This is a genomic window from Neoroseomonas eburnea, assembly GCF_018129005.1.
Lineage (GTDB): Bacteria > Pseudomonadota > Alphaproteobacteria > Acetobacterales > Acetobacteraceae > Neoroseomonas > Neoroseomonas eburnea.
In genome coordinates this window covers 335,661-361,001 of sequence record NZ_JAAEDL010000001.1, presented here as the reverse complement: position 1 = coordinate 361,001, position 25,341 = coordinate 335,661, and the positions used below count along the sequence as shown (strand labels likewise).

27 protein-coding genes are annotated in these 25,341 nt (G+C 72.1%); 9 read left to right on the top strand and 18 right to left on the bottom strand.

What is annotated here, in order from left to right; translation table 11 throughout:
* Positions 1 to 5 precede the first annotated feature (5 nt).
* The 4 genes from dprA to GXW74_RS01690 form a co-directional block, all read right to left on the bottom strand.
* Entirely contained in the window at positions 6 to 1,112 is a 1,107-nt protein-coding gene (gene dprA / locus GXW74_RS01705) for a DNA-processing protein DprA (RefSeq protein WP_211844532.1), read from the bottom strand.
* A 514-nt stretch (positions 1,113 to 1,626) separates the two neighbouring features.
* Positions 1,627 to 2,232: a glycerol-3-phosphate 1-O-acyltransferase PlsY gene (gene plsY, locus GXW74_RS01700; RefSeq protein ID WP_456306950.1), complete on the bottom strand. Its 606-nt coding sequence runs from the start codon at positions 2,230 to 2,232 to the stop codon at positions 1,627 to 1,629.
* Positions 2,229 to 3,506: a dihydroorotase gene (locus GXW74_RS01695; protein ID WP_211844530.1), complete on the bottom strand. Its 1,278-nt coding sequence runs from the start codon at positions 3,504 to 3,506 to the stop codon at positions 2,229 to 2,231. Before GXW74_RS01695 ends, plsY begins: the two co-directional genes overlap by 4 nt.
* Before the next feature lie 196 nt (positions 3,507 to 3,702).
* Positions 3,703 to 3,912: a hypothetical protein gene (locus tag GXW74_RS01690; RefSeq protein WP_211844529.1), complete on the bottom strand. Its 210-nt coding sequence runs from the start codon at positions 3,910 to 3,912 to the stop codon at positions 3,703 to 3,705.
* Between the two features lie 308 nt (positions 3,913 to 4,220).
* On the opposite strand from GXW74_RS01690, the gene GXW74_RS01685 reads away from it, so the two are divergent.
* Genes GXW74_RS01685 through GXW74_RS01665 form a run of 5 tightly spaced genes read left to right on the top strand, consistent with a single transcriptional unit; the run spans position 4,221 to position 10,143 of the window.
* Positions 4,221 to 4,961 carry a CoA transferase subunit A gene (locus GXW74_RS01685; protein WP_211844528.1) on the top strand — a complete coding sequence of 247 codons (741 nt, stop codon included), beginning with the start codon at positions 4,221 to 4,223 and terminating at the stop codon, positions 4,959 to 4,961.
* A complete protein-coding gene (locus tag GXW74_RS01680; protein ID WP_211844527.1) occupies positions 4,958 to 5,587 on the top strand; it encodes a 3-oxoacid CoA-transferase subunit B in 630 nt (209 codons plus the stop codon). The genes GXW74_RS01685 and GXW74_RS01680 overlap by 4 nt, the downstream gene beginning before the upstream one ends.
* A gap of 7 nt (positions 5,588 to 5,594) precedes the next feature.
* Positions 5,595 to 6,200, top strand: a complete 606-nt coding sequence (locus tag GXW74_RS01675; protein WP_211844526.1) for a 2-hydroxychromene-2-carboxylate isomerase — start codon at positions 5,595 to 5,597, stop codon at positions 6,198 to 6,200.
* A gap of 44 nt (positions 6,201 to 6,244) precedes the next feature.
* On the top strand, positions 6,245 to 7,846 hold the full coding sequence (locus tag GXW74_RS01670) for a zinc-binding metallopeptidase family protein (RefSeq protein ID WP_211844525.1): 1,602 nt from the start codon (positions 6,245 to 6,247) through the stop codon (positions 7,844 to 7,846).
* The gene (locus GXW74_RS01665) at positions 7,843 to 10,143 is read left to right on the top strand and encodes a xanthine dehydrogenase family protein molybdopterin-binding subunit (RefSeq protein ID WP_338148104.1); all 2,301 of its coding nucleotides are present in this window, start codon (positions 7,843 to 7,845) and stop codon (positions 10,141 to 10,143) included. Before GXW74_RS01670 ends, GXW74_RS01665 begins: the two co-directional genes overlap by 4 nt.
* On the opposite strand, the gene GXW74_RS01660 is transcribed toward GXW74_RS01665, so the two are convergent.
* Genes GXW74_RS01660 through GXW74_RS01620 form a run of 9 tightly spaced genes read right to left on the bottom strand, consistent with a single transcriptional unit; the run spans position 10,124 to position 17,828 of the window.
* On the bottom strand, positions 10,124 to 11,380 hold the full coding sequence (locus GXW74_RS01660) for a BaiN/RdsA family NAD(P)/FAD-dependent oxidoreductase (RefSeq protein WP_272877214.1): 1,257 nt from the start codon (positions 11,378 to 11,380) through the stop codon (positions 10,124 to 10,126). The two genes, GXW74_RS01665 and GXW74_RS01660, sit on opposite strands and share 20 nt — an antisense overlap.
* Positions 11,377 to 11,751, bottom strand: a complete 375-nt coding sequence (locus GXW74_RS01655; RefSeq protein ID WP_211844522.1) for a VOC family protein — start codon at positions 11,749 to 11,751, stop codon at positions 11,377 to 11,379. The genes GXW74_RS01660 and GXW74_RS01655 overlap by 4 nt, the downstream gene beginning before the upstream one ends.
* Before the next feature lie 13 nt (positions 11,752 to 11,764).
* Positions 11,765 to 11,914 (bottom strand): hypothetical protein, encoded by a 150-nt coding sequence (locus GXW74_RS01650; RefSeq protein WP_211844521.1) that lies wholly within the window; start codon positions 11,912 to 11,914, stop codon positions 11,765 to 11,767.
* Positions 11,911 to 13,113 (bottom strand): CaiB/BaiF CoA transferase family protein, encoded by a 1,203-nt coding sequence (locus GXW74_RS01645; RefSeq protein ID WP_211844520.1) that lies wholly within the window; start codon positions 13,111 to 13,113, stop codon positions 11,911 to 11,913. The genes GXW74_RS01650 and GXW74_RS01645 overlap by 4 nt, the downstream gene beginning before the upstream one ends.
* A complete protein-coding gene (locus GXW74_RS01640) occupies positions 13,110 to 13,958 on the bottom strand; it encodes an FAS1-like dehydratase domain-containing protein (RefSeq protein ID WP_211844519.1) in 849 nt (282 codons plus the stop codon). Before GXW74_RS01640 ends, GXW74_RS01645 begins: the two co-directional genes overlap by 4 nt.
* On the bottom strand, positions 13,955 to 14,794 hold the full coding sequence (locus GXW74_RS01635) for an amidohydrolase family protein (RefSeq protein ID WP_211844518.1): 840 nt from the start codon (positions 14,792 to 14,794) through the stop codon (positions 13,955 to 13,957). The genes GXW74_RS01640 and GXW74_RS01635 overlap by 4 nt, the downstream gene beginning before the upstream one ends.
* A gap of 2 nt (positions 14,795 to 14,796) precedes the next feature.
* On the bottom strand, positions 14,797 to 15,648 hold the full coding sequence (locus tag GXW74_RS01630) for an amidohydrolase family protein (RefSeq protein ID WP_211844517.1): 852 nt from the start codon (positions 15,646 to 15,648) through the stop codon (positions 14,797 to 14,799).
* Entirely contained in the window at positions 15,645 to 16,625 is a 981-nt protein-coding gene (locus GXW74_RS01625) for a Bug family tripartite tricarboxylate transporter substrate binding protein (protein WP_211844516.1), read from the bottom strand. The genes GXW74_RS01630 and GXW74_RS01625 overlap by 4 nt, the downstream gene beginning before the upstream one ends.
* A gap of 60 nt (positions 16,626 to 16,685) precedes the next feature.
* Positions 16,686 to 17,828 carry a 2-methylaconitate cis-trans isomerase PrpF family protein gene (locus tag GXW74_RS01620; protein WP_211844515.1) on the bottom strand — a complete coding sequence of 381 codons (1,143 nt, stop codon included), beginning with the start codon at positions 17,826 to 17,828 and terminating at the stop codon, positions 16,686 to 16,688.
* A gap of 60 nt (positions 17,829 to 17,888) precedes the next feature.
* Between GXW74_RS01620 and GXW74_RS01615 the strand changes: the two genes are divergently transcribed.
* Positions 17,889 to 18,812 (top strand): dihydrodipicolinate synthase family protein, encoded by a 924-nt coding sequence (locus tag GXW74_RS01615; protein WP_246522714.1) that lies wholly within the window; start codon positions 17,889 to 17,891, stop codon positions 18,810 to 18,812.
* Here GXW74_RS01615 and GXW74_RS01610 read toward each other — a convergent pair.
* Entirely contained in the window at positions 18,809 to 19,261 is a 453-nt protein-coding gene (locus tag GXW74_RS01610; protein WP_211844513.1) for an Lrp/AsnC family transcriptional regulator, read from the bottom strand. The two genes, GXW74_RS01615 and GXW74_RS01610, sit on opposite strands and share 4 nt — an antisense overlap.
* 74 nt (positions 19,262 to 19,335) lie before the next feature.
* Here GXW74_RS01610 and GXW74_RS01605 point away from each other — a divergent pair, with 74 nt between their 5' ends.
* Both GXW74_RS01605 and GXW74_RS01600 read left to right on the top strand, forming a co-directional pair.
* Complete coding sequence (locus GXW74_RS01605) at positions 19,336 to 20,661, top strand: D-amino acid dehydrogenase (RefSeq protein ID WP_272877208.1); 1,326 nt, start codon at positions 19,336 to 19,338, stop codon at positions 20,659 to 20,661.
* Positions 20,662 to 20,720: 59 nt separating this feature from the next.
* Positions 20,721 to 21,023, top strand: a complete 303-nt coding sequence (locus GXW74_RS01600) for a putative quinol monooxygenase (RefSeq protein ID WP_211844511.1) — start codon at positions 20,721 to 20,723, stop codon at positions 21,021 to 21,023.
* Between the two features lie 144 nt (positions 21,024 to 21,167).
* Here the strand turns inward: GXW74_RS01600 and GXW74_RS01595 are convergent, their stop codons facing one another.
* The 3 genes from GXW74_RS01595 to GXW74_RS01585 are packed head-to-tail and all read right to left on the bottom strand — an operon-like array spanning position 21,168 to position 23,751.
* Positions 21,168 to 22,037, bottom strand: coding sequence for an HpcH/HpaI aldolase/citrate lyase family protein (locus tag GXW74_RS01595; protein WP_211844510.1), 870 nt, complete (start codon positions 22,035 to 22,037; stop codon positions 21,168 to 21,170).
* Positions 22,034 to 22,909, bottom strand: a complete 876-nt coding sequence (locus GXW74_RS01590) for a hypothetical protein (RefSeq protein ID WP_211844509.1) — start codon at positions 22,907 to 22,909, stop codon at positions 22,034 to 22,036. Before GXW74_RS01590 ends, GXW74_RS01595 begins: the two co-directional genes overlap by 4 nt.
* Positions 22,909 to 23,751 carry a serine hydrolase gene (locus tag GXW74_RS01585; RefSeq protein WP_211844508.1) on the bottom strand — a complete coding sequence of 281 codons (843 nt, stop codon included), beginning with the start codon at positions 23,749 to 23,751 and terminating at the stop codon, positions 22,909 to 22,911. The genes GXW74_RS01590 and GXW74_RS01585 overlap by 1 nt, the downstream gene beginning before the upstream one ends.
* Before the next feature lie 100 nt (positions 23,752 to 23,851).
* Here GXW74_RS01585 and GXW74_RS01580 point away from each other — a divergent pair, with 100 nt between their 5' ends.
* On the top strand, positions 23,852 to 24,793 hold the full coding sequence (locus GXW74_RS01580) for a 3-hydroxyacyl-CoA dehydrogenase NAD-binding domain-containing protein (protein WP_211844507.1): 942 nt from the start codon (positions 23,852 to 23,854) through the stop codon (positions 24,791 to 24,793).
* 9 nt (positions 24,794 to 24,802) lie between these two features.
* On the opposite strand, the gene GXW74_RS01575 is transcribed toward GXW74_RS01580, so the two are convergent.
* Complete coding sequence (locus GXW74_RS01575) at positions 24,803 to 25,063, bottom strand: hypothetical protein (protein WP_211844506.1); 261 nt, start codon at positions 25,061 to 25,063, stop codon at positions 24,803 to 24,805.
* Between the last annotated feature and the right edge of the window lie 278 nt (positions 25,064 to 25,341).

Here is a 25,341-nt window from a genome sequence, read left to right as displayed (position 1 = left end):
CAGGATCACCCGTTCGCACTGCGCATGACGCGGTGGCCGGGCAGCAGTTCCACCCGGCCTTCGAGCTCCAGTTCAGTCAGCACGGCCTGGAGTTCGGGAGCCGTCAGGTGGCAGCGCCGCAGCACCTCGTCAACCGATACTGGCGACAATCCAATCAGTTCAAGCACTTCGGATGCCCCTTCCAGGGGCGGGCCGAGGGGGTCGGAGCCATCGCCGGCCGCTTCCGGGGCGGCGGAAGCCATCCGGGCGGGGTCGAACAAGGGGGCGGCACGGGGGGATTCCGGCAGGTGCTCCAGCACATCCTCCGCCGTTTCGGTGAGGTGCGCGCCCTGCCGGATCAGGTCGTTGGCGCCGCGGCAGCGCGGGTCGAGCGGGCTGCCGGGCACCGCGAAGACCTCCCGCCCATGTTCGAGCGCGAGCCGCGCGGTGATCAGCGTGCCGGAACGGTGCGCCGCCTCCACCACCACCACGCCGAGCGACAGGCCGGCGACGATGCGGTTGCGGCGCGGGAAATGCCGGTTCAGCGGCGCGGTGCCGAGCGGGCTTTCGGCGATGACCGCGCCGCGTTCGGCGATTCGCCCGGCGAGCCCGGCGTTCTCAGGCGGGTAGGGCACATCGAGGCCGCCCGGCAGCACCGCGATCGTCGGCCCGCCGCGCAGCGCGCCCTCATGCGCCGCCGTGTCGATGCCGCGCGCCAGGCCGGAGACGATGGTCAGGCCCTTCGCGGCCAGGGCCTCGGCCAGTTCCTCGGCGACGCGCCGGCCGGCGGAGGAGGCATTGCGCGCGCCGACGATCGCCACCGCCGGCGCGGCCAGCAGAGAGGCATCGCCGAGGACGGCGAGCACCGGCGGGGCATCGGGCAGCAGCGCCAGCAGCGGCGGATACAGCGGGTCGTCGAGAAAGACGAAGCGGCCACCACGCTTCGCCAGCGCGGCGATCTCGCGGCGGGCTTCGGATTCCGGCTGGGGCACGTAGGGCGTGCTGCGCTTCGCGGAAAGCGCAGGCAGCGCCGCCAGCGCCGCCTCCGGGTCGCGGTGGCGGGCCAGCAGGCGACGGAAGGTCAGCGGGCCAATGCCGTCGGTGCGGGCGAGGCGAAGGAGGGCGAGGGTCATCGCAGTCCGTGGGGGCGCCGCCCCCACGCCTCCGCCAGGACGGGGGACAGGATCCGGGGGGAGGGGCATGATCGGATTCACCGAGGTGATTGTACGGAAATTCAACTCCTGGTCGATATCGGCCGTCGCGATATCCTTGCCGCCTTCCTCCTGGGCGGCGACGCGCGCCGGGCCGCGGCCGGCTGGCCGATCACGCGCTGATCAGGCACCCGTCGCCGCCAGGCACCGGCCACCTCCGACAATCGCGCGCCGGCGCAAACCTGCCTGCGGAGCCATGGCTCGCCCTGGCCATGCGATCCGCCCGATTCCTGCGAATGTTTGCAATATGTTCTCAGTCGCCCTTTGATTTGGTCAATCCTTGACGCGAGGATGTCGCCATCCCGACAGCGCCCGAGCGGGAGCCACGCCCCGGTGCCTGCCCCCCCGGGGCCTTCAGCGCATTCGTCCGGAACGCGCCGTCGTTGCGCGGGCTGGAGCGGTTTCCGGCGGCCGAGGCCTTCTCCGGCGCCCGGCCTTACCCCTTCTCGCCGATCCGCGGCTCGGTCCCTGCCAGCAGTCGCCGGATGTTGCCCTCATGCCGCCAGAAGATCAGCACGCCGACCAGCAGGGCGAGCAGCGCGTGCTCCCCGTCCACCAGCAGCAGCGCCAGCAGCGGCGCCGCCGCGACCGCGGTGAGCGCCGCCGCCGAGGATCGTCGCGTCAGCTTCGCCGCGGCCAGCCACACCGCGCAGCAGCCCAGGCCCACTGGCCACATCGCCGCCAGATAGACGCCGAGCCCCGTGGCCACGCCCTTGCCGCCCCTGAACCCGAGCCAGACCGGAAAGGTGTGCCCCAGCACGGCCGCCGTCCCGGCGACCAGGTCCTGGTCGCCGGCCAGCCAGCGCAGCAGCAGCACCGACAGCGCGCCCTTCAGGCCATCGAGCAGCAGCGTTGCCGCCGCCAGGCCCTTCCTGCCGGTCCGCAGCACATTGGTCGCGCCGATATTGCCCGATCCGATCGCGCGGATATCCCCGAGCCCCGCGGCCTGCGTCAGGATCAGCCCGAAGGGAATGGAGCCGATCAGGTAGCCGCCGACCAGAGCGGCGAGAAAGGCAAGGCCCGGATCCTCCACCGCCGTCAGCCTCCGAACACCCGTCGCCCGGCTTTCCAGGTGCCGAGCACGCGGCCTTCCAGCGCGCGCCCGTCGAAGGGCGAGTTCTGCGCCTTGCCCGGCAGCTTCCCGGCCTCGACCTTCCAGCCGCGATCCGGGTGGAACAGCACCAGGTCCGCCGGTGCGCCCTTGGCCAGCCGCCCGCAGGCAAGCCCGAGCAGCGCCGCCGGCTTCGCCGTCAGCAGCCCGAGTGCGGTCAGCATCGGCAGGTCGCCCCCATGCACCCGCGCCAGCGTCACCCCCAGCAGCGTCGCGAGCCCGGCGCCCCCGGCCTCGGCCTGGGCGAAGGGCAGGCGCTTGTCATCCGCGTCCCGCGGCTGGTGGTCGGAGGCGACGGCATCGAGCGTCCCGTCCGACAGCGCCACCACCACCGCCTGGCGGTCGGCCTCCGTGCGCAGCGGCGGCGACAGCTTCGCATAGGTCCGGTAGTCGCCGATCGCCGTCTCGTTCAGGTCGAAATAGGGCGGCGCGGTATCGGCGGTGACAGCAAGGCCCTCCGCCTTGGCGGCGCGGATCAGGTCGAGTGCCGCCGCCGTGCTGACATGGGCGAAATGCACGTGGCCGCCGGTGAGGCGCGCCAGGGCGATGTCGCGCGCGACCATCATCGCCTCGGCGGCCGGCGGGATGGCGGGCAGGCCGAGCCGGGTGGCGAGCTCGCCCTCGGTCGCCGCGCCCCCTGCGGCGAGCGAAGGCTCTTCCGGGTGCTGCACGACGAAGGTGCCGAAGGCCCGCGCGTAGGACAGCGCGAGCCGCATGGTGCGCGCCGAGCCGATGGCGTGCGCGCCGTCGGTGAAGGCGATGGCGCCGGCCTCGCGCAGCAGGCCGAACTCCGCAAGCTCCTTGCCGGCGCAGCCGGCGGTGGCCGCGCCGTAGGGCAGCAGGGCAACCGAGCCCGTGGCTTCCCCGCGCCGGATCATGAAGGACAGCAGCGCGGGGTCGTCGAGCGCCGGATCGGTATCCGGCAACACGCAGAGCGTGGTGATGCCGCCCGCGGCCGCCGCCGCGGCGGCCGAGGCGATGGTCTCGCGGTGCTCGGCGCCCGGCTCGCCGAGATTGGCGCGCAGATCCACCAGCCCGGGGGCGAGGCAGGCGCCGCCCGCGTCGAGCGTCTCGGCGCCCTCGGGCGCCGTCAGGCCGGGGCCGAGATCGGCGATGGCCCCGTCGCGCGCCAGCAACGCGCCAGGCGCGTCGAGGCCGGAAGCGGGGTCGAGCAGGCGGGCATTGGTGATCAGCAGGTCGCGCATCGGGTGGGGTTATAGACGGGCGGGCGAGTCCTGCCAGCGGGCCACGCGGGCGGATCGACCGCACCGGACACCCGCGAAGGCTTCGCCCCGGGTTCCTCCGGGCGGGCCGGGAGGTCGCACCCGTCCTTCAACCTCGCGGCGGATCGCACGGCTGGCCCGGCGGCGCGGGCACGGCCCGCCGCGATGCCGGCCGGCCTCAGTGCATATGTGGTTCGGCCGAAGCCGGGGCCGGGGCCGAGGCCGAGACGCAGAGCAGGCCGAGAACCGCATGCAGCAGCCGCACCGCAGCCAGGTCGCCGGCCTCATGCGCCTCGGCCAACGCCTGTTCCACCGCCGATGCCGCAGCCTCGATCGGCGGCTTGCGATCCGTCGCGATCGGGGTCGAAGCGCGTGGCGCTTCGGTCATCGGACGGTTTCCGAATACCTTCATCACCTCCGCTCCTCTGCCGGCAAGGACCAGGGCCGGTTTCGCTGCGGCCGGACCGCCTGGTCGCAGGGCCCGTGCTCATGAGGAAGGTGAGGCGGGATCGTGAAGCGCCGCAACGCATTTTTGATACTGGTTTGCGGTTTTGATGAGGCTTTCACAGGCGTCTAACGATGCTGCCGGAGATGCCGGAGAAGGCATGCATCTGCTGCCCCGGAACGCGCCTTCTCCTCCCCTGGACAGCCGCCCCAGGGCGCCGGACCATGGCGGAAAGGGACGGGGACGGAAGCATGACGCGACGCAACAAGGTCGTGGCGGATTTCGACGCAGCGGTGGCGGGCATTCCGGACGGCGCGACGATCGCCTTCGGCGGCTTCGCGCAGCCTGGCGTGCCGTTCAACCTGATCGCGGCGCTCGGCCGCCAGGGGGCGAAGCGCCTGACCTGCATCGCCAACACCACCGGCGGCGCCCACAAGCCGCGCATGCCCGACATCGGCATGCTGGTGGAGAACGGGCAGGTGGCGAAGGTGGTCTGCTCCTTCACCGCGGCGACCCGCGCCTCGGACATGCTGCCCTTCACGCCCTACTACGAACGCGGCGAGGTCGAGGCCGAGATCGTCCCCCAGGGCACGCTGGCCGAGCGCCTGCGCGCCGCCGGCGCCGGCATCCCCGCCTTCTACACGCCGACTGCGGTCGGCACGGAACTCGCCGAGGGCCGCGAGACCCGCGTCATCAACGGCCGCGAAGTCCTGCTGGAATACGCGCTGCCCGTCGACGTCGCGCTGCTGCGCGCGCACCAGGCGGACGAGGCCGGCAATCTCCGCTTCCGCCGCAGCCAGCGCAACTTCGCGCCGCTCATGGCGATGGCCGCGAAGACCGTGATCGTCGAGGTGGAGGAACCGATCCTCCCCGCCGGCGCGATCGACCCCGATGACGTGCACACGCCGGGCATCCTGGTGCAGCGTCTCGTCGCCATCCCGCCACCGCCGCACGGGATATGGCCGGTCAGGCGGGAGGTGCCCGCGCGATGAGCTGGACCCGCATGCAGATGGCCGAACGCCTGGCGCGCGAATTCGAGGATGGCTGGATCGTCAATCTCGGCGTCGGCATGCCGACGCTGATCGCCGACGTGCCGCTCGGCGACCGCGAAGTGGTGTTCCATTCCGAGAACGGCGTCATCGGCTACGGCCCGGTGACGCCGCCGGGGCAGGAGGACCTGCACCTGGTCAATGCCGGCGGCCAGAACGTCACGTTGCTGCCGGGCGCCGCCATCGTCCATCACGCCGACAGCTTCGCGCTGATCCGCGGCGGCCGCATGGACGTGACGGTGATGGGCGCCTACGAGGCCGCGGCGAACGGCGACTTCGCCAACTGGAAGGTGAAGGGCGCCAAGGGGGGTGGCATCGGCGGGGCGATGGACCTCGCGGCCTCGGCGAAGCGCGTCTTCCTGATGCTGGAACACCGCACGCGGGATGGCTCGCCGCGCCTGCTGCCGAGATGCACCCTGCCGATCACCGCGCGCGGCGTGGTGACGCTGGTCGCCACCGACCTCGGCCTCTTCGCGCCGACCGGGGAGGGCTTCGCCGTGCGCGACCTCGCCCCCGGCGTGACGCTCGACGAAGTCCGCGCCGCCACCGCCTGCCCCGTGACCGAGTAGGAACGCCATGGCCCTGCACATCGACTACTACGCCTCGCTGAACTCGCCCTGGACGCATCTCGGCGCGGCGCGGATCGAGGCGCTCGCCGCGCAGCACGGCGCCGGCCTGCGCATCTTTCCGGTCGATTTCGGCACCATCTTCGCCGGCTCCGGCGGCCTGCCGCTGCCGAAGCGCTCGCCGCAGCGCCAAGCCTATCGCCTGCAGGAGCTGGCGCGCTGGCGGGAGGCGCTGGGCATCCCCATCGCCATCCAGCCGAAGCACTTTCCGCACAATGAATTGCCGACCGCCGCCTGCGTCATCGCCGTGCGGGAGACGATCGGCGACGCGCCGGCGATCCGCCTCGCCCACCGCGTGCTGAAGGCCCTGTGGGAGGAAGAGAAGGACCCCGCCGACCCCGCGACGCTGGCGGCGCTGATCCGCGACTGTGGCCTCGATGCCGAGAAGGTCATGGCCCTCGGCGCCGAACCCCGCTGGCCCGAGCGCCGCATGGCCGACACCCAGGCGGCGCTGGCCCGGGGCGTCTTCGGCGCGCCGAGCTATGTGATCGGGGACGACATCTTCTGGGGCCAGGACCGGCTCGACTTCGTGGCGCGGCGTCTGGCGCGGGGATAGCCCCCGTCGCATCATGCGCCCGGCTTGGACACCGGGGATTCCGCATGACCGATCTTTCCGCCCTGCGCCGGACGGCGCTCGACTGGATCTCCGCGAACGAGGCGCGGATGTCCGCCTTCAACGAGCGCATCTGGCACTTCGCGGAACCGGCCTGGCGCGAATACCGCAGCGCCAGGGCCTATGTGGAGGTTCTGCGCGCCGAGGGCTTCGAGGTCGAGGAAGGCTCCGGCGGCATGCCGACTGCCTTCTGCGCGCGCTGGGGCAAGGGCGGGCCGTTGCTCGCCTCCTTCTCCGAATACGATGCGGTGCCGGGCAACTGCCAGGCGGTGGTGCCGCGGCGGGAACCGCGCGCGGGCATGCACCCCTATGCGGCCGGGCATACCGATCCGCATTCCTCGCTCGGCACCGCGGCGCTGACCTCGATCCTCGCCGCCAAGGCGGCTCTGGAGGCCACGGGCACGCCGGGCCGCCTGGTCCTGTTCGGCGAGCCGGCGGAGAAGGTCTGCGGATCGAAGCCCGTGCACGCCGCGAAGGGCTACTACGACGGGCTGGATGCGGCCGTCGTCTACCACCCGCACATGCAGAACACGGTGACGGCGGAGACGCAGTTCGGCGCCTATTGGTCGGCCGTCATCACCTTCACCTGCGACAGTCCCGAGACCTGGATCGACAAGTCCCTGCTGCCGATCCGCGATGTCGGCCACGCCGCGGCGCGCGCGCCGGGCGCGACCGACGCTCTGTGCCTGATGTACACGACGACCAAGTACACCAAGGAGGCGATGTTCCCGCATGCCGGCGCCTGGACGCTGAACGAGTGCATCCTGCACGGCGGTGACGCGACCTCGGACAATCTGGCGCCACGCTTCACGCAGATCCAGTATTCCTGGCGCACGCCGTCGCTGCCGATGGCGCAGCAGATCGCCAATGTGCTGATGAACAACGCGCGTTCCGCCGCCGCGGCGACCGCCTGCACGGCACATCTGCGCTGGGTGACCAGGACGCGCGTCGGCCTCGCCAATACGGTGCTGACCGACGCCACCTGGGCCAACCTGCAGGAGGTCGGCCCGCCCGCGTACTCCGAGACGGCCAAGGCCTTCGCGCGGGAGATCCAGTCCAACCTGGGTCTCGCGCCGATGGAGGACCCCTTCGCCGCGGCCAATACGAAGCTGACGACGCCGGCGGAATTCGAGGCCGGCATGCGCCACTTCCTGCCGCCCTGGCAGATGCATCTCTCGGCGGACGACTATGTCGAGTTCTGCTGGCACTGCCCGACGGTGCGGCTGCTGACCGCGCGCCCGCGCCTGCGCGCGCCGGATGCGGATTTCGACTACCCGATGTGGTCCTACAACGCGCTCGGCGGCCTGCCGGCGGCGATCGACCCGGGCATGTTCGTCGCGGCGAAGACCATGGCGCTGACGCTGCTCGACCTCGCCGCCAAGCCGGGCCTGCTGGAGGCCGCGCAGGCCGAGTGGCGGGACCGCACCGGCGGCGGCATGGGCGGGTCGAACTGGGTCGCGCCGCTGCTGCCGAAGGATTTCGCCGCGCCCGTCGACCTGCGCTGGCCGGAATACGTGACCACCGCGCGCGGCGACGAATGGTGCGTGCCGACGCCGCTGGACGGGCTCGGCGCCGGGGAAGCGCTGTGACCTACAGTGGCCAGCCCCTGCGGCGCTTCGAGGATACCCGCTTCCTGACCGGGCGCGGCCGCTACGTCGCCGATCTCGATGCGCCGGGCGCGCTGCATGCCGTGGTGCTGCGTTCCCCGCACGCGCATGCGGAGATCCGCGCGCTGGAGGTGAGCGCGGCGCGCGCCGCGCCCGGCGTCGTGGCGGTGCTGACCGCGGCGGAGCTCGACGCCGAAGGCATCCGCCCGCTGCCCTGCACCAGCGTGCTCGCCTCGGTGAAGCCGATGGTCGTGCCCGAGCGCCCGGTGCTGGCGCGCGACCGCGTGCGCCATGTCGGCCAGCCCGTCGCCTTCGTGGTGGCGGAGAGCGAGGCCGCCGCGCGCGACGCCGCCGAACTGATCGAGGTCGACTACGAACCGCTGCCCGCGGTGGTGGACGGCGCGGCGGCGCTCGCGCCCGGCGCGCCGCAGATCTGGCCGCAGGCACCGGGCAACGAGGTCTTCCGCTTCGAGAAGGGCGACCGCGCCGCGACCGATGCCGCCTTCGCGCGCGCCGCGCGCATCGTCTCGCTGGATCTCTTCAACAACCGCGTCCATGCGCTGCCGCTGGAACCGCGTGCCTGCCTCGCGCGCTTCGCCGGGGGCGGCTTCGACCTGGTCTTCACCGGCATGGGCGTGCATGGCGTGCGTCGGCAGCTCGCCACCGTCTTCGGCCTGCCGGAGGACGCCTTCCATCTCTCCTGCCCGGATGTCGGCGGCGGCTTCGGGCTGAAGAACCTGCTCTTCCCGGACTACGTGCTGGCGCTGGTCGCCGCGCGGCGGCTCGGCCGATCGATCCGGTGGGTCGCCGAGGCCAGCGAGGAGTTCGCCGGCGCCGTGCATGGCCGCGACCTGCGCGGTACGGCGCGGCTCGCGCTGGATGGGGAAGGACGCTTCCTCGCCCTCGATGTCGAGACGGTGGCCGACATGGGCGCCTATCTCTCGGCCGTCGGGCCGCATTGCCCGACCAATGCCTTCAGCACGGCGATGGGCGGCGTCTACGCCATCCCGGCGATGCATCTGACGGTGCGCGGCGCCTTCACCAACACCGTGCCGATCGACGCCTATCGCGGCGCCGGCAAGCCGGAGGCGAACTACATCATCGAGCGCCTGGTCGATGCCGCCGCGCGCGAGGCCGGCGCCGACCCCGCCGCGCTGCGCGCGCTCAACCTGCTGCCCGAGGCGCCGCGGCGCACGGCGATGGGCATGGCGGTGGATGGCGGGCGCTTCGCGGCGAATCTCGACGTGCTGGCGCGCGCCTCGGATGCCGCCGGCTTCGCCGCGCGGCGCGCCGAGGCCGCCGCGCGCGGCGCGCTGCTCGGGCGCGGCGTCGCCTGCTTCCTGGAGACGGCGCGCGGCGCGCCGGGCGAATGGGCGACTGCGAGCATCGCGCCCGATGGCAGCGCGACCATCGTGGTCGGCTCGCATTCGAACGGACAGGGGCACGAGACGTCCTTCCCGCAGGTCGCCGCCGACCGGCTGGGCCTGCCGGTGGAAGCCATCCGCTACCGCCAGGCCGACACCGACCTGATCGCGAACGGCCACGGCCATGGCGGTGCGCGGTCCCTGCACATGGGCGGGCACGCGCTGGTGCTGGCGGTGGAGGCGCTGCTCACCAAGGCGCGGACCATCGCCGCGCATCTGCTGCAAGCCGATGCGGCGGAACTCGACTTCGCCGAAGCCCGCTTCACCGTGCGCGGCACGGATCGCTTCGTGGACCTGCCCGGCATCGCCCGCGCCGCCGAGGACCCCGCCAGCCTGCCCGAGGGCGTGGCACCCGGGCTGTCGGCCGAGGCCTACAACGCCAATGACCTCGTCACCTTCCCCAATGGCTGCCAGGCCGCCGAGGTCGAGATCGACCGCGACACCGGCCTCGCCACGCTGCGGCGCTACACCGCGGTGGACGACTACGGGCGCCTGGTGAACCCGCTGCTGACGGCGGGGCAGGTGCAGGGCGGGCTGGCCCAGGGCATCGGCCAGGCGCTGCTGGAGAACGTCGCCTATGACGCGGACTCCGGGCAGATCGTGACGGGATCGCTGATGGACTACGCGCTGCCGCGCGCGGATGACCTGCCCGACCTCGACGTGCTGCTGGAAGGCACGCCGACGGCGGCGAACCCGCTTGGCGTGAAGGGCGTCGGGCAGGCCGGCGCCATCGCCGCGCCGCAGGTGGTGATGAACGCCGTCGCCGACGCGCTGGCCCAGATCGGCGCGACCGCGCCCGACATGCCGGCGACGCCGGAGAAGCTGTGGCGCGCGATCAGCGCGGCTTCTGGCTGACCGCCCAGGACGCGGCCGCGCGCCCCGCCGCGCGGCCAGTGGCGAAGCAGGCCTGCAGCAGGTAGCCGCCGGTCGGTGCTTCCCAGTCGAGCATCTCGCCGCAGGCGAAGACGCCGGGGTGGCGCTTCAGCATGAGCGCGTCGTCCACCGCGCTCCAGGCCAGGCCGCCGGCCGAGGAGATGGCGCGCGCGATGGGGAAGGGCGCCGTCAGACGCAGCGGCAGCGCCTTGACCAGCATCGCGAGATCGTCGCGCGCGGCGCCGCCGTGCAGCGCCTCCTGCACCAGCGCGACGGCGACGGGCGGAAGCCCGCCCGCGCGGCGCAGATGGTTGGAGAGCGACACCGCCGCCGGCCGCGGCGCGAGGCGCCTCGCCAGCTCCGGCAGGTCGATGTCGGGCCGCAAGTCGATGAACAGCGTCGCATCGCCCTGCGCCGTGATCGCCTCCCGCAGCGGCGCGGAGAGCGCGTAAATCGCGCCGCCTTCGATGCCCTGCTCGGTGATCATCGCTTCGCCGCGCAGGGTGATGCCCGCGAAGCTCACGGCGATGCGCTTCAGCGGCGTGCCGGCGAAGCGCCTGCGCAGATGCTCCGACCAGGCGACGGCGAAGCCCATGTTGGCGGGGCGCAGCGGCACGACCTCGCAGCCCGGCAGCAGCGCCGGCCAGGTGCCGTCCGACCCGAGCCGCGGCCAGGAGGCGCCGCCGAGCGCCAGCACCGTCGCGCGCGGCCGCAGCAGCATCTCGCCAGCCGGCGCGTCGAAGCGCAGCGCATCATCCGGCGCGAAGCCCAGCCAGCGATGCCGTGGCCGCAGCGTGACGCCGAGCGCCGCGAGCCGCGCCATCCACGCTCTCAGCAGCGGCGACGCCTTCATCGCCTTCGGGAAGATGCGCCCGGAGGAGCCGACGAAGGTCTCCTGCCCCAGCGCTTCGCACCACGCGACCAGCGCCTCCGGCGGAAAGGCACGGATGGACGGTGCGAGCCGCGCCCGCGCCTCGCCGTAGCGATCGAGGAAGCGATCGAGCGGCTCCGAATGCGTCAGGTTCAGCCCGCCGCGCCCGGCGATCAGCAGCTTGCGCGCCGGGGAGGGCATGTGGTCCAGCACCGTGACGCGCGTGCCGGCCTCGGCCGCCGCCTCCGCCGCCATCAGCCCGGCGGGGCCGGCGCCGATGACGACGACGTCCGCGCCATGGCGCGGCCGGTCCGGTCCTTCGGTGCTGCGCCCGTCGGAGGCGCTCAGGCCGCGCTCCGTTCGAGCAGCTCGATCGAGACATTCTCCGGCCCGCGCAGGAAGGCGATGCGCACGCCTGGGCGGATGGTGGTCGGCTCCATGGTGAAGGTCACGCCCTTCGTCTTCATCTCCGCCACCACCGCGTCGATGTCCGTCACCGCCAGGCCGATATGCTCGAGCCCGCGATAGGGCGCGGAGGGCGCATCGCCGGTCGTGGTTTCGTTGATCGGCGAGACGAAGATCGCCTGGCCGCCGAGGTTGATGTCGATGCGCTGCGGGCCGTGCTTGAGCTCGGCGCCGAAGACGCGGGCGTAGAAGGCGGCGGTCGCCTCCGGGTCCGGGCTGCGCAGGTGGATGTGGTCGAAGGTGAAGGCGGCCATGGTGTTCTCCGGTTCAGCCGAGGGCGAGGTTGGCGCGGCGGATCGGCGCGCCTCGGCGTGCGCGTTGCACAGCGGTATAGCGGCCGGCCGGGCGCACGTCATGGCCGGCCGGCTCGGCGGGCGTCGTGCCGGGGATGGCGGTGCCGCGCGCCCGCCGGGTCATGGCGGTGGCTCGATCAGCACGCCGTCGCGGCGCAGGGCCTCGATCTCGTCCTGCGTCAGCCCGGCCGCCGCCAGCACCCCGGCGCCATCCGCCCCGAGGCGCGGCGCCGGCGGCCGCGGCGGCGCCGTGCCGCCGGAAAGCCGGTTCGGTGCGCCGATCGCCCAGGTCGCGCCTTCGGTCGGGTGGTCCTCCTCCCGCACCATGCCCACGGCGCGCAGATGCGGGTCGTCGATCAGCGAGGCGATGGTGTTGTAGGGGGAGGCCGGCACGTCCACGCGGTCGAAGATTTCGAGCCATTCCGCGGTGGTGCGGCCGCCGAGGGAGGTGGCGCGGATGTGGAAATACTCCTTCGTGTGCTGCACGCGCTGCGCGACCCTGGCGAAGCGCGGATCGGTCTTCAGCTCCGGCCGGCCGATGGCGTCGAAGAAGGCATGCGCCTGCGCGTCGGTGTTGGCGGAGATGCAGATGTAGCCGTCCCTGGTCGGCAGCGGCTTGCCGTCAGGGCTCAGCACGCGGTGGTCGCCGGGCGGGCCGAGCGGGGGGCGGAAGGAATGCGCGCCGAGATGCTCCTGCATGACGTAGGCGGCCATGTTCTCGAACATCGGCACCTCGATCGCTTCGCCGAGGCCGGTCTTCTCGCGGCGGAACAGCGCGAAGCCGATCATCTGCGCGGCGATCAGCCCGACCGTGTGGTCGGCGACCAGGAAGGGCACGTAGCGCGGCTCGCCGGTCGAGGCCTCGAAGCAGCCGGCGACGCCGGAGACGCCCTGGATCACCGTGTCGTAGGCCGGCCGCCCGGCATAGGGGCCGCCGCTGCCGAAGCCGGTGATGGAACAATGGATCAGCCGCGGCGCGGCGGCGCGCAGGCTGTCCGCATCGACGCCGAGGCGGGCCTGTGCATCGGGGCGGATGTTCGTCACGAACACATCCACGGTCGCGGCCAGGCGCTTCAGCGCCGCAGTGCCCGCCGGCCGCTTCAGGTCGATCGCAAGCGACTTCTTGCCGCGGTTGAAGTTGAGGAACTTGCCGTTCATCCCCGGGCTGCGGCCCTTGCCGGCGAGGGTGCGCAGCAGGTCGCCGCCGGGGCTCTCGATCTTGATGACCTCGGCGCCGTGTTCCGCCAGCACGCCGGTGCAGAGCGGGCCGACCACGACCGCGGAAAGGTCGAGCACGCGGATGCCGTCGAGCGGGCCGCTCATGGCGCGAGCCTCGCCTGGATGCGCAGCGCGATGGCACCTGTCTCGTCCTCGGCCCAGAGGGTGCAGCGGCCGGCCTTGTCCGGAGTGCCGGCGCAGAGCTCCGCGGGGCGGCCGCAGAACAGCGGCTTCAGCGTACGGGCGTCGTAGCTGCGGACCTGGGCGCCGGGCGCATGGCGCAGTGCCGCTTCCAGCAGGAAAAGCGTCGTCACGCCGCCATTGACCACCAGCGCCGGGTATCCCTCCACGTCCCGCGCGTAGTCGGCGTCGTAGTGGATGCGATGACCATTGAAGGCGAGCGCCGAATAGCGGAACAGCATCACCGGGTCCGGCGCGAAGGGATCGCGCCACGCGGCGACGGGCGCTTCGGCTGGCGGCGCCTTCGGTGCCGGGGCATCGCGCTTGGGTTCGAGATAGGCGATGTCCTGCTCCTCCACCGCCACCAGGCCATCGGGCCCCGCGATGGTATGGCGGAGCATGACGAGTATCATCGCGCCGCTGCGGCCGACCTTGGGTGTGATGGCGGCGATCTCCGTCTCGCGTTCGAGCGTATCGCCGACGCGCACCGGCGCGTGATAGGTCAGGCGCCGGCCGCCGAGCATGCGACGGGGCAGGGGGACGGGCGGCAGGAAGTCTCCCTTCGCCGGATGCCCGTCCGGGCCGAGCTGGGATTGCGGCGCGGCGTCGTCGAACAGCATGCAGAGCCAGTGGTTCGGCACCGGCGCGCCGCGATCGAGCGCGACATCGGCGCGGTCGGTCAAGGCGGCCATGCGGCGCACCAGCGGCGCTGCCATCTCGTCGGTGACGCGACGCTTGCGTCCGAGCCAGGAATGAAGATCGCCGGTCATGCGAAACCGTAGAGTCGTGCGGGGTTGTCGACCAGCAGGCGCCTGAGCGCGACGGCGTCGCCGAATTCCGGCAGCAGGTCCACGAGGTCCGCCTCGTCCGGCTCCCACCGGACGTTAGGATGCGGCCAGTCGGTGCCCCAGAGGGTGCGGTCGGGCGCGGCCTCGATCAGTTTCCGCGCGAAGGGGATGGCGTCGCGGAAGGGCGGGCCGGCGGCGGAGATGCGCTCGCTGCCCGAGACCTTCACCCAGAAGTTCGGCCGCCGCATCAGGTCGAGCAGGATGCGGAACGGCGCCTGCTCCAGCCCGTCCTGCACCGGCACGCGGCCCATGTGGTCGATCACCACCGGCAGGGTGAAGGAGCGCAGCAGCTCCTCGAATTCCGGGATGTTCGCCGCATCGAGGTGCAGCACCAGGTGCCAGCCCATCTCCGCGATCCGGTCGGTGGTGCGCCGCACCAGCGCGAGGTCCGGCACGCCGCCGAGATGCTTCACGAAGCCGAAGCGCACGCCACGCACGCCGCCATCGTGCAGCACCTTGTACTCGGCGTCGCCGAAGGTTTCGTCCACCAGCGCCACGCCGCGCCAGGCCCCGTTGCTCGTCGCGATGGCGTCCAGCATCGCCCGATTGTCGGACTTGTACACCGTGGTCTGCACGATCACCGCGCGCTGCACGCCGAGCCGCGCATGCAGCGCCACCAGATCGTCCCGGTTGCGCTCGGGCGGCGTATAGGGGGCGCCCTTGGCGACGGGATAGCGGTCGAAAGGCCCCCAGATGTGCACATGCGTGTCGCAGGTGCCCGGCGGCAGGAGGAAGGTCGGACGGCGCGCGGAAGCCATGGTCAGACCGCCGGGAAGTCGTAGAGCCGCGCGGGCGTGTCGGTCAGGATCTTCTTCCGCACCACCGGATCGGTCGTCCAGTCGAGGAAGACGCGCAGCAGCCGAGCGGCGTCCGGGCGCCCGCCATCGGGGCGGGGATGCGGCCAGTCCGTACCCCAGACCAGCGCCTCGGGGTTCGCGGCCACCAGCGCGTCATGGAAGGGCTTGGCTTCGAGGTAGTCCGGCTTCGTCGCGCCGAGGCGATAGGTGCCGGACAGTTTCGCCATGTAGCGGCCTTCGCCCACGCTGCGCACCAGCGCCTGGAAGCCCGGGTCGTTGATGCCGTGGCTGTGGTGCATGCGTCCCATGTGGTCCACCACGATCGGCACCGGCAGCTTCGCAAGCCGCGGTTCGAGCTCCGGCAGGTGCCGCGCGTCGATCCAGAGCTGCAGGTGCCAGCCGAGTTCCGCCATCAGCGGCATGAAGGGCTCGATCTCCGCGAGCCGCACCCCGCCGTGATAGGCGGCGACGCCGTCGCGCCGGTACTCGTTGGCGCGCAGGCCGCGGATGCCGTCGCGATGCATGGCGCGCAGCGTGTCGGCCGTCGCCTCCGACCCGACCACGGCGACGCCGCGCAGGCGGTCCGGCGCGCGGCGCAGCGCATCCAGCGTGCAGGCATTGTCGCGGTCATAGGCCGAGGGCTGCACGATCACGCCACGATCCAGGTCCAGGCGATCCAGCAACGCGAGGTAGTCCTCGAGCGTCTCGTCCTCCGGCGTGTAGGAACGCGGCTCGGCATAGGGGAATGTCGCCGCCGGGCCGAAGATGTGGCAGTGGCAGTCGGTGGCGCCGGGCGGGGTTTCTCGAAGCGTCATTCGGGGCGGATTCCTGCGGCTTGCGCGGCGGCGCGCGACCTTTCCAGATCCGTCGCGATGAAGGCGGCGAAGCCGGCGGGGGTGGCGAGGGCGCCGCTGGCCGCCTCGCCGCCCATGGCCGCCATGCGGCTGCGGAAGTCGGGTTCGGCGACGATCGCCGCCAGCGCGGCACCGAGGGCGCGCATCGCTTCGGGTGGCGTGCCCGCCGTCGCGACCAGCCCGACATAGGAGGCGGCGGTGAAGTCCGCGACACCCTGCTCGATCATCGTCGGCACCTCGGGCAGCGCGGGCAGGCGCGCGGCGGAGGCGACGGCGATGATCCGCCCCTTGCGGTCGTTGTGCAGCGGCAGCGCGGTCGAGAATTCGGTGAACAGCATGGGCAGGTTGCCCGCGACGAAATCCGGCACCGCCGCGCCGCCGCCGCGATAGGGGACGTGCAGCAGCCGCGCGCCGCTCACCGCCTTGAAGGATTCGAGGGCCAGGTGGGTCGCGCTCGCGACGCCCGCAGTGCCGATGCCGATGGCATCCGCCTGCGCTCGGGAGGCCGCGACGACGTCGGCGACGGTGCGGTAGGGCGCATTGGCCTGCACCATCAGGCAGTGCGGCACCTGCATCGCCATGCCGATCGGCGCGAAGTCCCTCACCGCGTCATAGGGCAGGCGGGACTGCACCACCGGATTGACGCTGAGCGGCCCGTTGGAGCCGATGAGCAGCGTGTATCCATCCGGCCGCGCGCGGGCGACGGCCTCGGCGCCCACGCTGCCGCCGGCGCCGGGGCGGTTCTCCACCACCACCGGCTGGCCGAGGCGGTCCTGCAGCCGCGGCTGCAGCAGGCGCCCCACGGTGTCGGCATTGCCGCCGGCGGCGAAGGGGACGATGACGCGGATCGGGCGGTCGGGCCAGGCGGTCTGTGCCTGTGCGGCGCGTGCGGCGGCGATCGCCGCGGCGACTGCCAGCAGCTGACGGCGGCTGGTCATGTGCGGGGTTCCCTCGCGTCGTTCCTGGACGGCGGGAGGATGGCACGCCGCCGCCCGGCGTCAAAGCAGGCGGGTCGGCACCGCGACGGCACCCTGCATCAGCCGGCGCGCGGTGCGGAACACCACGGCGCTGTCGGCGTGCCAACCGGCCTCGGTGCGGCGGACCTCCGCGCCGACCGAGAGCAGGCCGGAGGGATTGGCGAGGCGCACTTCCTCCGCGCGCGCCGGCGGCGCGGCCAGCGCATGCGGCAGCGAACCCTCGATGCGGCAGGCGACGCCGAGCGCCATGCCGCCGGTCAGCGGTACCGCGCGGTGCGCGCGCTCCATCGAGATCATGCGCACCGCGATCTCATGCGTGTCGGCGGCGATGGCGGCGCCATCGAGCGCGCGATAGGCGGCGGGCGCGGCGACGACCGCGACCTTCGGGATGGCGAGCGGTGCGGCCTCGGGCGTCGCGGCCAGCCCCATGCGCACCGCCGCCTGCCGGCGCAGCGCGTCCAGCAGCGCCATGCGGGCGGGGTCGGCCTCGATCGCCTCGGGGCTTTCCGTGCCGGTCAGGCCGACTTCCCGCGCGTCGAGGAAGACGCAGGCATTGGCGGCGTCGATCAGCGTCGCGCGGTAGCGGCGGCCGGCATGCTCCAGTACGTCCTGCGCGTTGCCGGTCGGCAGCAGCCGCCCGGTGGCGCCGCCGCCGGGGCTCAGGAAATCCAGCCGGATGCGGGCGCCGGTGCCGGCGACGCCGGCCATGGCGAAGTCGCCCTCCGTCGCCGCCCGGCGGCCGCGCACCAGGAAGCGCGCATGGATGATGCGCTTCGTATTGACCTGATGGATGCGGATCAGCGCTTCGCCATCGCTCGCGCGCACCAGGCCCTCATCCACGGCGAAAGGGCCGACCGCGGAGGAGAGGTTGCCGCAGTTGCCGCTCCAGTCCACCAACGGGCGATCCACTGCGACCTGGGCGAAGGTGTAGTCCACATCCGCGTCCGGGTGCGTGGGCGGGCCGATGATCACGGCCTTGGACAGGGAGGAGATGCCCCCGCCCATGCCGTCGAGCTGCCGCCCGTAGGGATCGGGGCTGCCGAGCACCGACAGGAAGATGGCATCCTGCCGCGCGCGGTCCCGCGGCAGGTCCTTCGCATGGAAGAACACGCCCTTGGAGGAGCCGCCGCGCAGGAAGACGGCGGGGATGAAGGCCTGGTCCATATGGCGGTTCCTTGTGTCGGCGCTATGGTGGCGCGGAGTTTCCAGCCGGGAGGGATGCCCATGCTCGACCGTTCCGCCAAGGGCGTTTTCGTCATCGCGCCGACGCCGTTCCTGCCTGACGGGTCGCTCGACCTCGACAGCGCCGATCGCATGACCGATGCCTTCCTCGCGGCCGGCGCCTCGGGGCTGACGCTGCTCGGCGTGATGGGGGAGGCGCCGAAGCTGACGCAGGAGGAAAGCGTCGCCTTCGTCGCGCGCGTGCTGAAGCGCGCGGCCGGGCGGGTGCCGGTGGTGGTCGGCGCCTCCGCGCCCGGCTTCGCGCAGATGAAGGCGCTGTCGCGCGCGGTGCTCGATCTCGGCGCGGCGGGGATCATGGTCTCCCCGCCGCCGGGGCTGAAGGGGGATGAGGCGGTGGTCTCCTACATCGCCCAGGCGATGGATGCGGTGGACGCGCCCTTCGTGCTGCAGGACTATCCGCAGCTTACGGGCATCACCATGACGGCGCCGATGATCGCGCGCATGGCGGCCGATCCGCGCATGGTGATGCTGAAGGCGGAGGATTGGCCCGGCCTCGACAAGCTGACGGCGATTCGGCGGATGGAAGCGGAGGGGAAGATGCCGCGTGTCTCCATCCTCGGCGGCGTCGGCGGGCAGTTCCTGCCGGAGGAACTGGCGCGCGGCGCGGACGGCATCATGACGGGGTACGCCTTCCCGGAAATGCTGGTGAAGGTCTGCGCGCTGATGTGGGCCGGCCAGCGGGATGCGGCGCAGGATCTGTTCGACACGCACCTGCCGCTGATCCGCACCGAGGTGCAGCCGGGGCTTGGCCTCGCCATCCGGAAGTACGTGCTGAAGAAGCGCGGCATCATCGCGCATGACACGCTGCGCGCACCGGGGCCGAAGCTGACGGCGGAGACGGCGGGGGAGGTGGACTACCTGCTCGGGCGGCTCGCACGGACGGAGAAGCTCGCCGCCGCGGCCTAGCCGCGGCTGCCGATCACGCGGCGGATCGCGAAGGACGACTGGATCCGCGCCACCCCTGGCAGGCGCGAGAGCTGCTCCTTGTGGATGCGCTCGTAGTCCGCGGCGTCGCGTGCCTCGACCCGCAGCAGGTAGTCCGACATGCCGGTCATCAGGTAGCACTCGTGCACCTCCGGTAGGCGTCGCACCGCGGCCTCGAAGCGCGACAGGTGTTCCTCGGTCTGCCGGTCGAGCGTGATCTGCACGATCACCGTCACCGTCTCCCGCGCCTCAGGTTCATCGACAATGGCGGTGTAGCCGCGGATCACCCCGCTGCGTTCGAGCAGCCGCAGCCGGCGCAGGCAGGCGGATGGCGACAGGCCCACGACCTCCGCCAGCGCGGCATTGGTCATGCGCCCGTCCTGGCGCAGGGCACGGAGGATCCGCAGGTCGGCGTCATCGAGGCTTGGCATGATCTGCGATCATTTCGCAGATTCTGCGACCGAATGCCAGCCATGTGGCATCTTCTGTGCCTCTTCCGCAGCACATGCGACCTGCAACCGTCACACCATTGACGCATCGCAGCATTCCTCCGGCAAAGGGTGCCCCCCCCATGCGCGTCATCGTCCTTGGCAGCGGCGTCGTCGGCGTGACCAGCGCCTGGTACCTGGCCCGTGCGGGGCATGAGGTGACCGTGCTCGACCGGCAGCCTGCCGCGGGCATGGAGACCTCCTTCGCCAATGCCGGGCAGCTCTCCTACGCCTATTCCGCTCCCTGGGCCGGGCCGGGCATCCCGGTGAAGGCGCTGAAGTGGCTGATGATGCGCCATCGCCCGCTGGTGCTCTGGCCGCGCGCCGATCGCCGCCTCTATTCCTGGCTGGCGATGATGCTCGCGAACTGCACCGAGGCCGCCTACCGCCTCAACAAGTCGCGCATGGTGCGGCTGGCCGAATACTCCCGCGACTGCCTGGGCGACCTCCGGCGCGAGACCGGCATCGCCTATGACGGGCGCAGCATGGGCACGCTGCAGCTCTTCCGCACGCAGAAGCAGCTCGACCATGTCGGCGACGACACCGCGGTGCTCGACACCTTCAAGGTGCCCTACGAGGTGCTCGACCCCGCCGCCTGCATCGCCGCCGAACCGGCGCTGAAGCACGTTCAGGGCAAGTTCGTCGGCGGCCTGCGCCTGCCGGGCGACGAGACCGGCGATGCCCACATCTTCACCCAGCGCCTGGCCGGCATGGCCGAGGCGATCGGCGTCAAGTTCCGCTACGGCGTGACCATCCGCGGGCTGCAGTCCGAGGGCGACCGCATCACCGGCGTGGTGACGGAGACCGGCGTCGAGACGGCCGACAGCTACGTGGTGGCGCTCGGCAGCTTCACGCCGGAGCTGCTCGCGCCGCTCGGTGTGCGCGTGCCGGTCTATCCGGTGAAGGGCTACTCGCTCACCATCCCGATCCGCGAGGAGGCCGGCGCCCCGGTCTCGACCGTGATGGACGAGACCTACAAGGTCGCCATCACCCGTCTCGGCGACCGCATCCGCGTCGGCGGCACGGCGGAACTCGCCGGCTTCTCGCTGAAGCTGCGCAAGCCGCGGCGGGAGACGCTGGAACACTCCGTCACCGACCTCTTCCCCCGCGGTGGCGACGTGGCCGAGGCGCAGTTCTGGACCGGCCTGCGCCCGATGACGCCGGACGGCACGCCGGTGGTCGGGCCGACGCGCTTCCGCAACATGCACCTCAACACCGGGCACGGCACGCTGGGCTGGACCATGGCCTGCGGGTCGGGGCGCGTGCTGGCGGACCTCGTCACCGGCAGGAAGCCTGAGATCGACACCGCGGACCTGGCGCTGTCCCGCTACGCGGCCGCCTGATCTTCCCGGCGCGGCGGTTCCGCGCCACCCTGCGGTCATCCGCAAGGGAAGGAACCGCCATGCCGAAGATCGCCATCCACGTCGAATTCCGCCCGAAGCCCGGCTGCCACGCCGCCTTCGACGCGCTGATCCGCGAGCACGCGAAGCTGACCGTCGCCGAGGAACCCGGCTGCGAGCGCTTCGAGGTGCTGCAGCCGCTCAAGGCGGACGGCACCAGGGACGAAGGGCGCATCATGCTGGTCGAGGTCTACACCGACCGCGACGCGGTGAAGGCGCATACGCAGAACCCGCGCATGCCCAAGGTGCGCGAAGCCTACACGCCGCTGATCGACGAACGCATCCTCACGATGTGCGAGATGTGAGAGGGGGGGGGGGGGGGAGAAGGGAACTTCTCCCCCCCTGGCCCCCCCTCAACCTTCTTTGTCTTTTGGGAACTGACTTCGGAAGTCAGTCTCCAAAGGACAAAGAAGGGAGGGGGGTTTGGGGGAGGTTCTCCTCCCCCAACCTTACTTCGCCCGCGCCAGCAGCCGCCGTGCCCGTTCCACCACCGGCAGGTCGATCATCTGCCCCTCGAAGGCGACGGCGCCCTTGCCTTCGGCCAGCGCCGCGTCGAAAGCCGCGATCAGCCGTCGCGCGCGTTCCACCTCCGCCGGGGAAGGTCCGTATTCCTCGTTGATGATCGGCACCTGCGCCGGGTGGATGCAGGCCTGGCAGGCGAAGCCCAGCGCGCGGGAGCGCCGCAGCGAGGCGCGATAGCCCGCGAGGTCCGAGAAATCCGCGAAGGGCCCGACCGAGCCCATCGGCTGGATCCTCGCCGCCCGCGCCGCCGCGACGACCATCATCGCGAAGACATAGAGCAGGTCCGCGCCCGGCACGGCCTCCATCTCGGTCGAGAGGTCCTCCGCGCCGACGCCGATCGCCACCACGCGCGGATCGGCCGTCGCGATGGCGCCGAGCAGCGGCAGCGCGTCCGGCGTCTCCACCACCGCCACGAAGCGCGTATGGCCGGGCGTCATGCCCTGCGCCGCCTCGCGCGCCGCGACGACCTCGGAGAGCAGGCGGATATGCTCCGGCCCCATCACCTTCGGCAGCATCAGCGTGCCGACGGAGGGCATCACGGCGGCGGCGATGTCCGCGACGGCGAGGTCGAGCGCGCGATTGATGCGCACCGCGACCTCGGCGCCCGCCTGGCTGACGATCACGGAGGCGGCGGGCAGCGCCGCGCGCGCCGCCGGCTTCTCGCCCGGCGGGATGGAATCCTCGAGGTCGAGGATGACCACATCGGCGCCGCGGGTGTGCGCCTTGGCGACGAACTTCTCACCGGTCGCCGGCACGAACATCAGCGACCGCCAGGTGGCGGGGGAGGCGCGCGTCATGCCGCGAACTCCAGCTCCATCTTCGCGCAGAGATGGCCGTCCTTGTCGGCGGCCCAGCACTCCATCTTGCCGTTCGCCGGCGCGGCGCCGCAGAGCGTCACGGTGTCGCCGACCCAGAGCGGGCGGGCGAGCCGCGCGGTGAAGCCCTTCAGCCGCCCCGGCGCGCGCCTGAGCGCGGCGTCGAGCATGAGCTGCATGGTCAGGCCGCCATTCTGCACCGTCGCGGGGTAGCCTTCCTCCTGCCGCGCATAGTCCGCGTCGTAGTGGATGCGGTGCGCGTTCCAGGTCACCGAGGAATAGCGGAACACCAGCGGGGAGGAGAGCAGCGCCGTGTCCTTCCAGGCGGCGTCGTCCGGCGCCGGAACCGGCGGGGTGGAGGCGCTGGGCTGGCCCGGCGGCGGGGCTTCCCGGTACATGGCGTCGAACTCGTCGACCGCGATCACCTGGCCGCGGGTCTCGATGACGTGGCGCATGGTCAGGATCGCCATGCGCCCGGTGCGGCCGATCTTGGGCAGGACCTGGGCGACGATGGCGCGCTTGATCGCCGGCTCGCCGATGCGCAAGCAGCCGTCGATCGTCACGCGGCGGCCGGCGCCCATGCGGCGGGGCAGGGGGATCGGCGGCAGGAAGACCCCCTTGTTGGGATGGCCGTCGGGGCCGATGTCGCTCTGCTTCGCGATGTCGGGGAAGAACATGGTGAACCAGTGCGGCGGCAGCTCGTCGCCCTGCTTCAGGGATGCGGGGTCGATGTCCAGCATCCCCGCGATGCGGCGGGCGGAGGACAGGCCGATCTCGTCCTCCACGATCCGCTCGCGGCCCACCCAGTCTTGCAGCGCCGCGATCGCGGCTTCGAATTCGGCGTCGGTCGTCATCAGGTCATCGCATCCCAGCAGGCACGGGTCAGTCGCCCGGCGGTGGCATAGGCTGCGGTGTAGCCGGGCAGCCCGTCCGGCAGGGTGTCGGGCACCCGGTCCATGTAGACGGTGATGATGAAGCGCGGCGCGTCGTCCTTGTAGACGACGCCGGCATCCATGCGGCCGCGCGGGCCGCGGCCGGTCTTGTTGGCGACCTTCGCCTTCTGCGGCAGCAGCGACGGGATCAGGTTGCGCAGCCGCTGCCAGGAGAGGATGTCGAGCGCCAATCCGCAGAGTTCCGGCGTCGCGCCGAGGGCGGCCGCTTCGGTTGCGTCGGCGGCACCCTTCACCATGCGATCCAGCAATAGGCCCTGGTCGCGCGCGGTGGTGCTCGCGACGGCGTCGACCGGGTGGTCCCACGGCAGGCCGGGCGGCGGGAAATTCACTCGGTGCGTCGTGCCCGTCATGCCGATGCGCCGGCACCAGGCGTTCAGCTCGTCGCGGTCGAGGCGTTCGAGCACGATCTGCGTGCAGACGTTGTCGCTGGTGATGATCATGTTCACGAGGGCATCGCGCAGCGGAATGACGCAGCCGGGCGTCATGTACTGGTAGGTGCCGCTGTCCACGCCTTCCTGCAGGCGGGCCTCGATGGTGCAGGGCTCGTCGAGGCGCAGCCGGCCCTCATGCACCTTCGACAGCGCGTGCATCAGGATCGAGGTCTTGCGTGTGCTGGCGGACGGTACGACCACGTCGCCGCCGCGGTCGGCCTCCCAACCGGTCACGAGGTCCTTCACGTACCAGGTGGTGGTGAAGGGCTGGGCATCGCAGATGGCGTTCAGCCTGCCGACGAGATCCTGCATGGGCGTCCTCCGTTTCCGGCGGACGCTAGCCCCGGTGCCGCCGCGTGGCCAGGGCGGGACGGGCGATGTAGCCTGCGCCGGAAGCATGGGAGGGACCGGCATGCGGGGTGAAGCGGGCACGGTGAAGCGCGTCGCGGTGATCGGGGCGGGTACGATCGGGGCGTCCTGGGCGGCGTTTTTCCTCAGCCGAGGGCTGGAGGTGGTGGCCAGCGATCCGTCCCCCGGCGCACCCGACCTGATCCGCCGCATGGTGGAGGAGGCCTGGCCGATCCTGGCGCGGCTCGGCGGCAGGCCGGATGCCGACCCGGCGGCCTGGCGGTTCGAGGCCGACCCCGCCGCCGCCGTCGCCGGCGCCGATTTCGTGCAGGAGAGCGCGCCGGAACGCCTGCCGATCAAGCAGGAACTGCTGTCGCGCATCGATGCTGTGCTGCCGGCGGATGTGGTGATCTCCTCCTCCACCTCCGGCCTGCTGGCGAGCCGGCTGTCGGAGACCTGCCGGCATCCGGAGCGCGTCCTGATCGGCCATCCCTTCAACCCGCCGCACCTGATCCCGCTGGTCGAGGTGGTGGGCGGCGCCAAGGGCAGCCCCGAGGCGGTGGCCGCGGCGATGGCCTTCTATCGCTCCATCGGCAAGCACCCGATCGAGATCCGCAAGGAGGTGCCGGGGCATCTCGCCAACCGCCTGCAGGCGGCGCTGTGGCGGGAGGCGGTGCACCTCGTGGCGGAGGGCGTGGCCTCAGTCGCCGATGTCGATGCCGCGATCAGCGAAGGCCCGGGCCTGCGCTGGGCGCTGATGGGTCCGCACACGACCTTTCACCTGGCGGGCGGGGAAGGCGGCATGGAGCATTTCCTGCACCACCTGCTGCCGGCGCTGGAAAGCTGGTGGATGGACCTCGGCGACCCGAAGGTGAACGCGGCGGTGCAGCAGATGCTGGTGGAAGGCGTCGCGGAAGGCACCGGCGGCGCGACCCCGGCGGAACTCGCGCGCCGCCGGGACGCTGCGCTGGTGCGGCTGCTGGAGGCGCGGCGCTCCTCCGGCTGAACGAGCGGTTCAGCAGACGCGGACGTAGTAGCCCTCGCCGTCGTGGAAGGCGATCACGCTGGACGCGTGGCTGCGGGCCTCGTTGGCGACCGCGATGGCACGCCGGGTGGTGGCGAAGGGGCCGAGGATGCGGCAGCCGCCCTCGACGTAGCGCAGCGACACGTGGTGGTCGCCGCGGCCGGGGGCGAGGCCCGGTCCGCCGGGGTTCGAAAAGGCGGCGACCATCGCGAGCGGCGCCAGGCGGCGTCGAAGGCTCCCATTGCTGGCCATGCGGAACACTCCGGTTCGCGGTGGCCTCCTCCGTCGCCGTCCGTTCAGCCTGGGTAGCCCGCACGGCACAGGGAGCGGAGACCGCCCGTCAGGTGCCGGGCATCGGGAATGCGAGCGGAGCTTCGGCCACAGCCCGTGAAGTATCGGCGCTGTCCGGCGAAAGTCAGTGAAGTGGATCACAGGTGGATGCGGCGGGGGGCAGGCGCGGTCCTGCCCGCGTGGAACCGGCCGCGCCTTCGCAGCGCGTGCGTCGTCGCCCGCACGGCCCACGGCGCCGC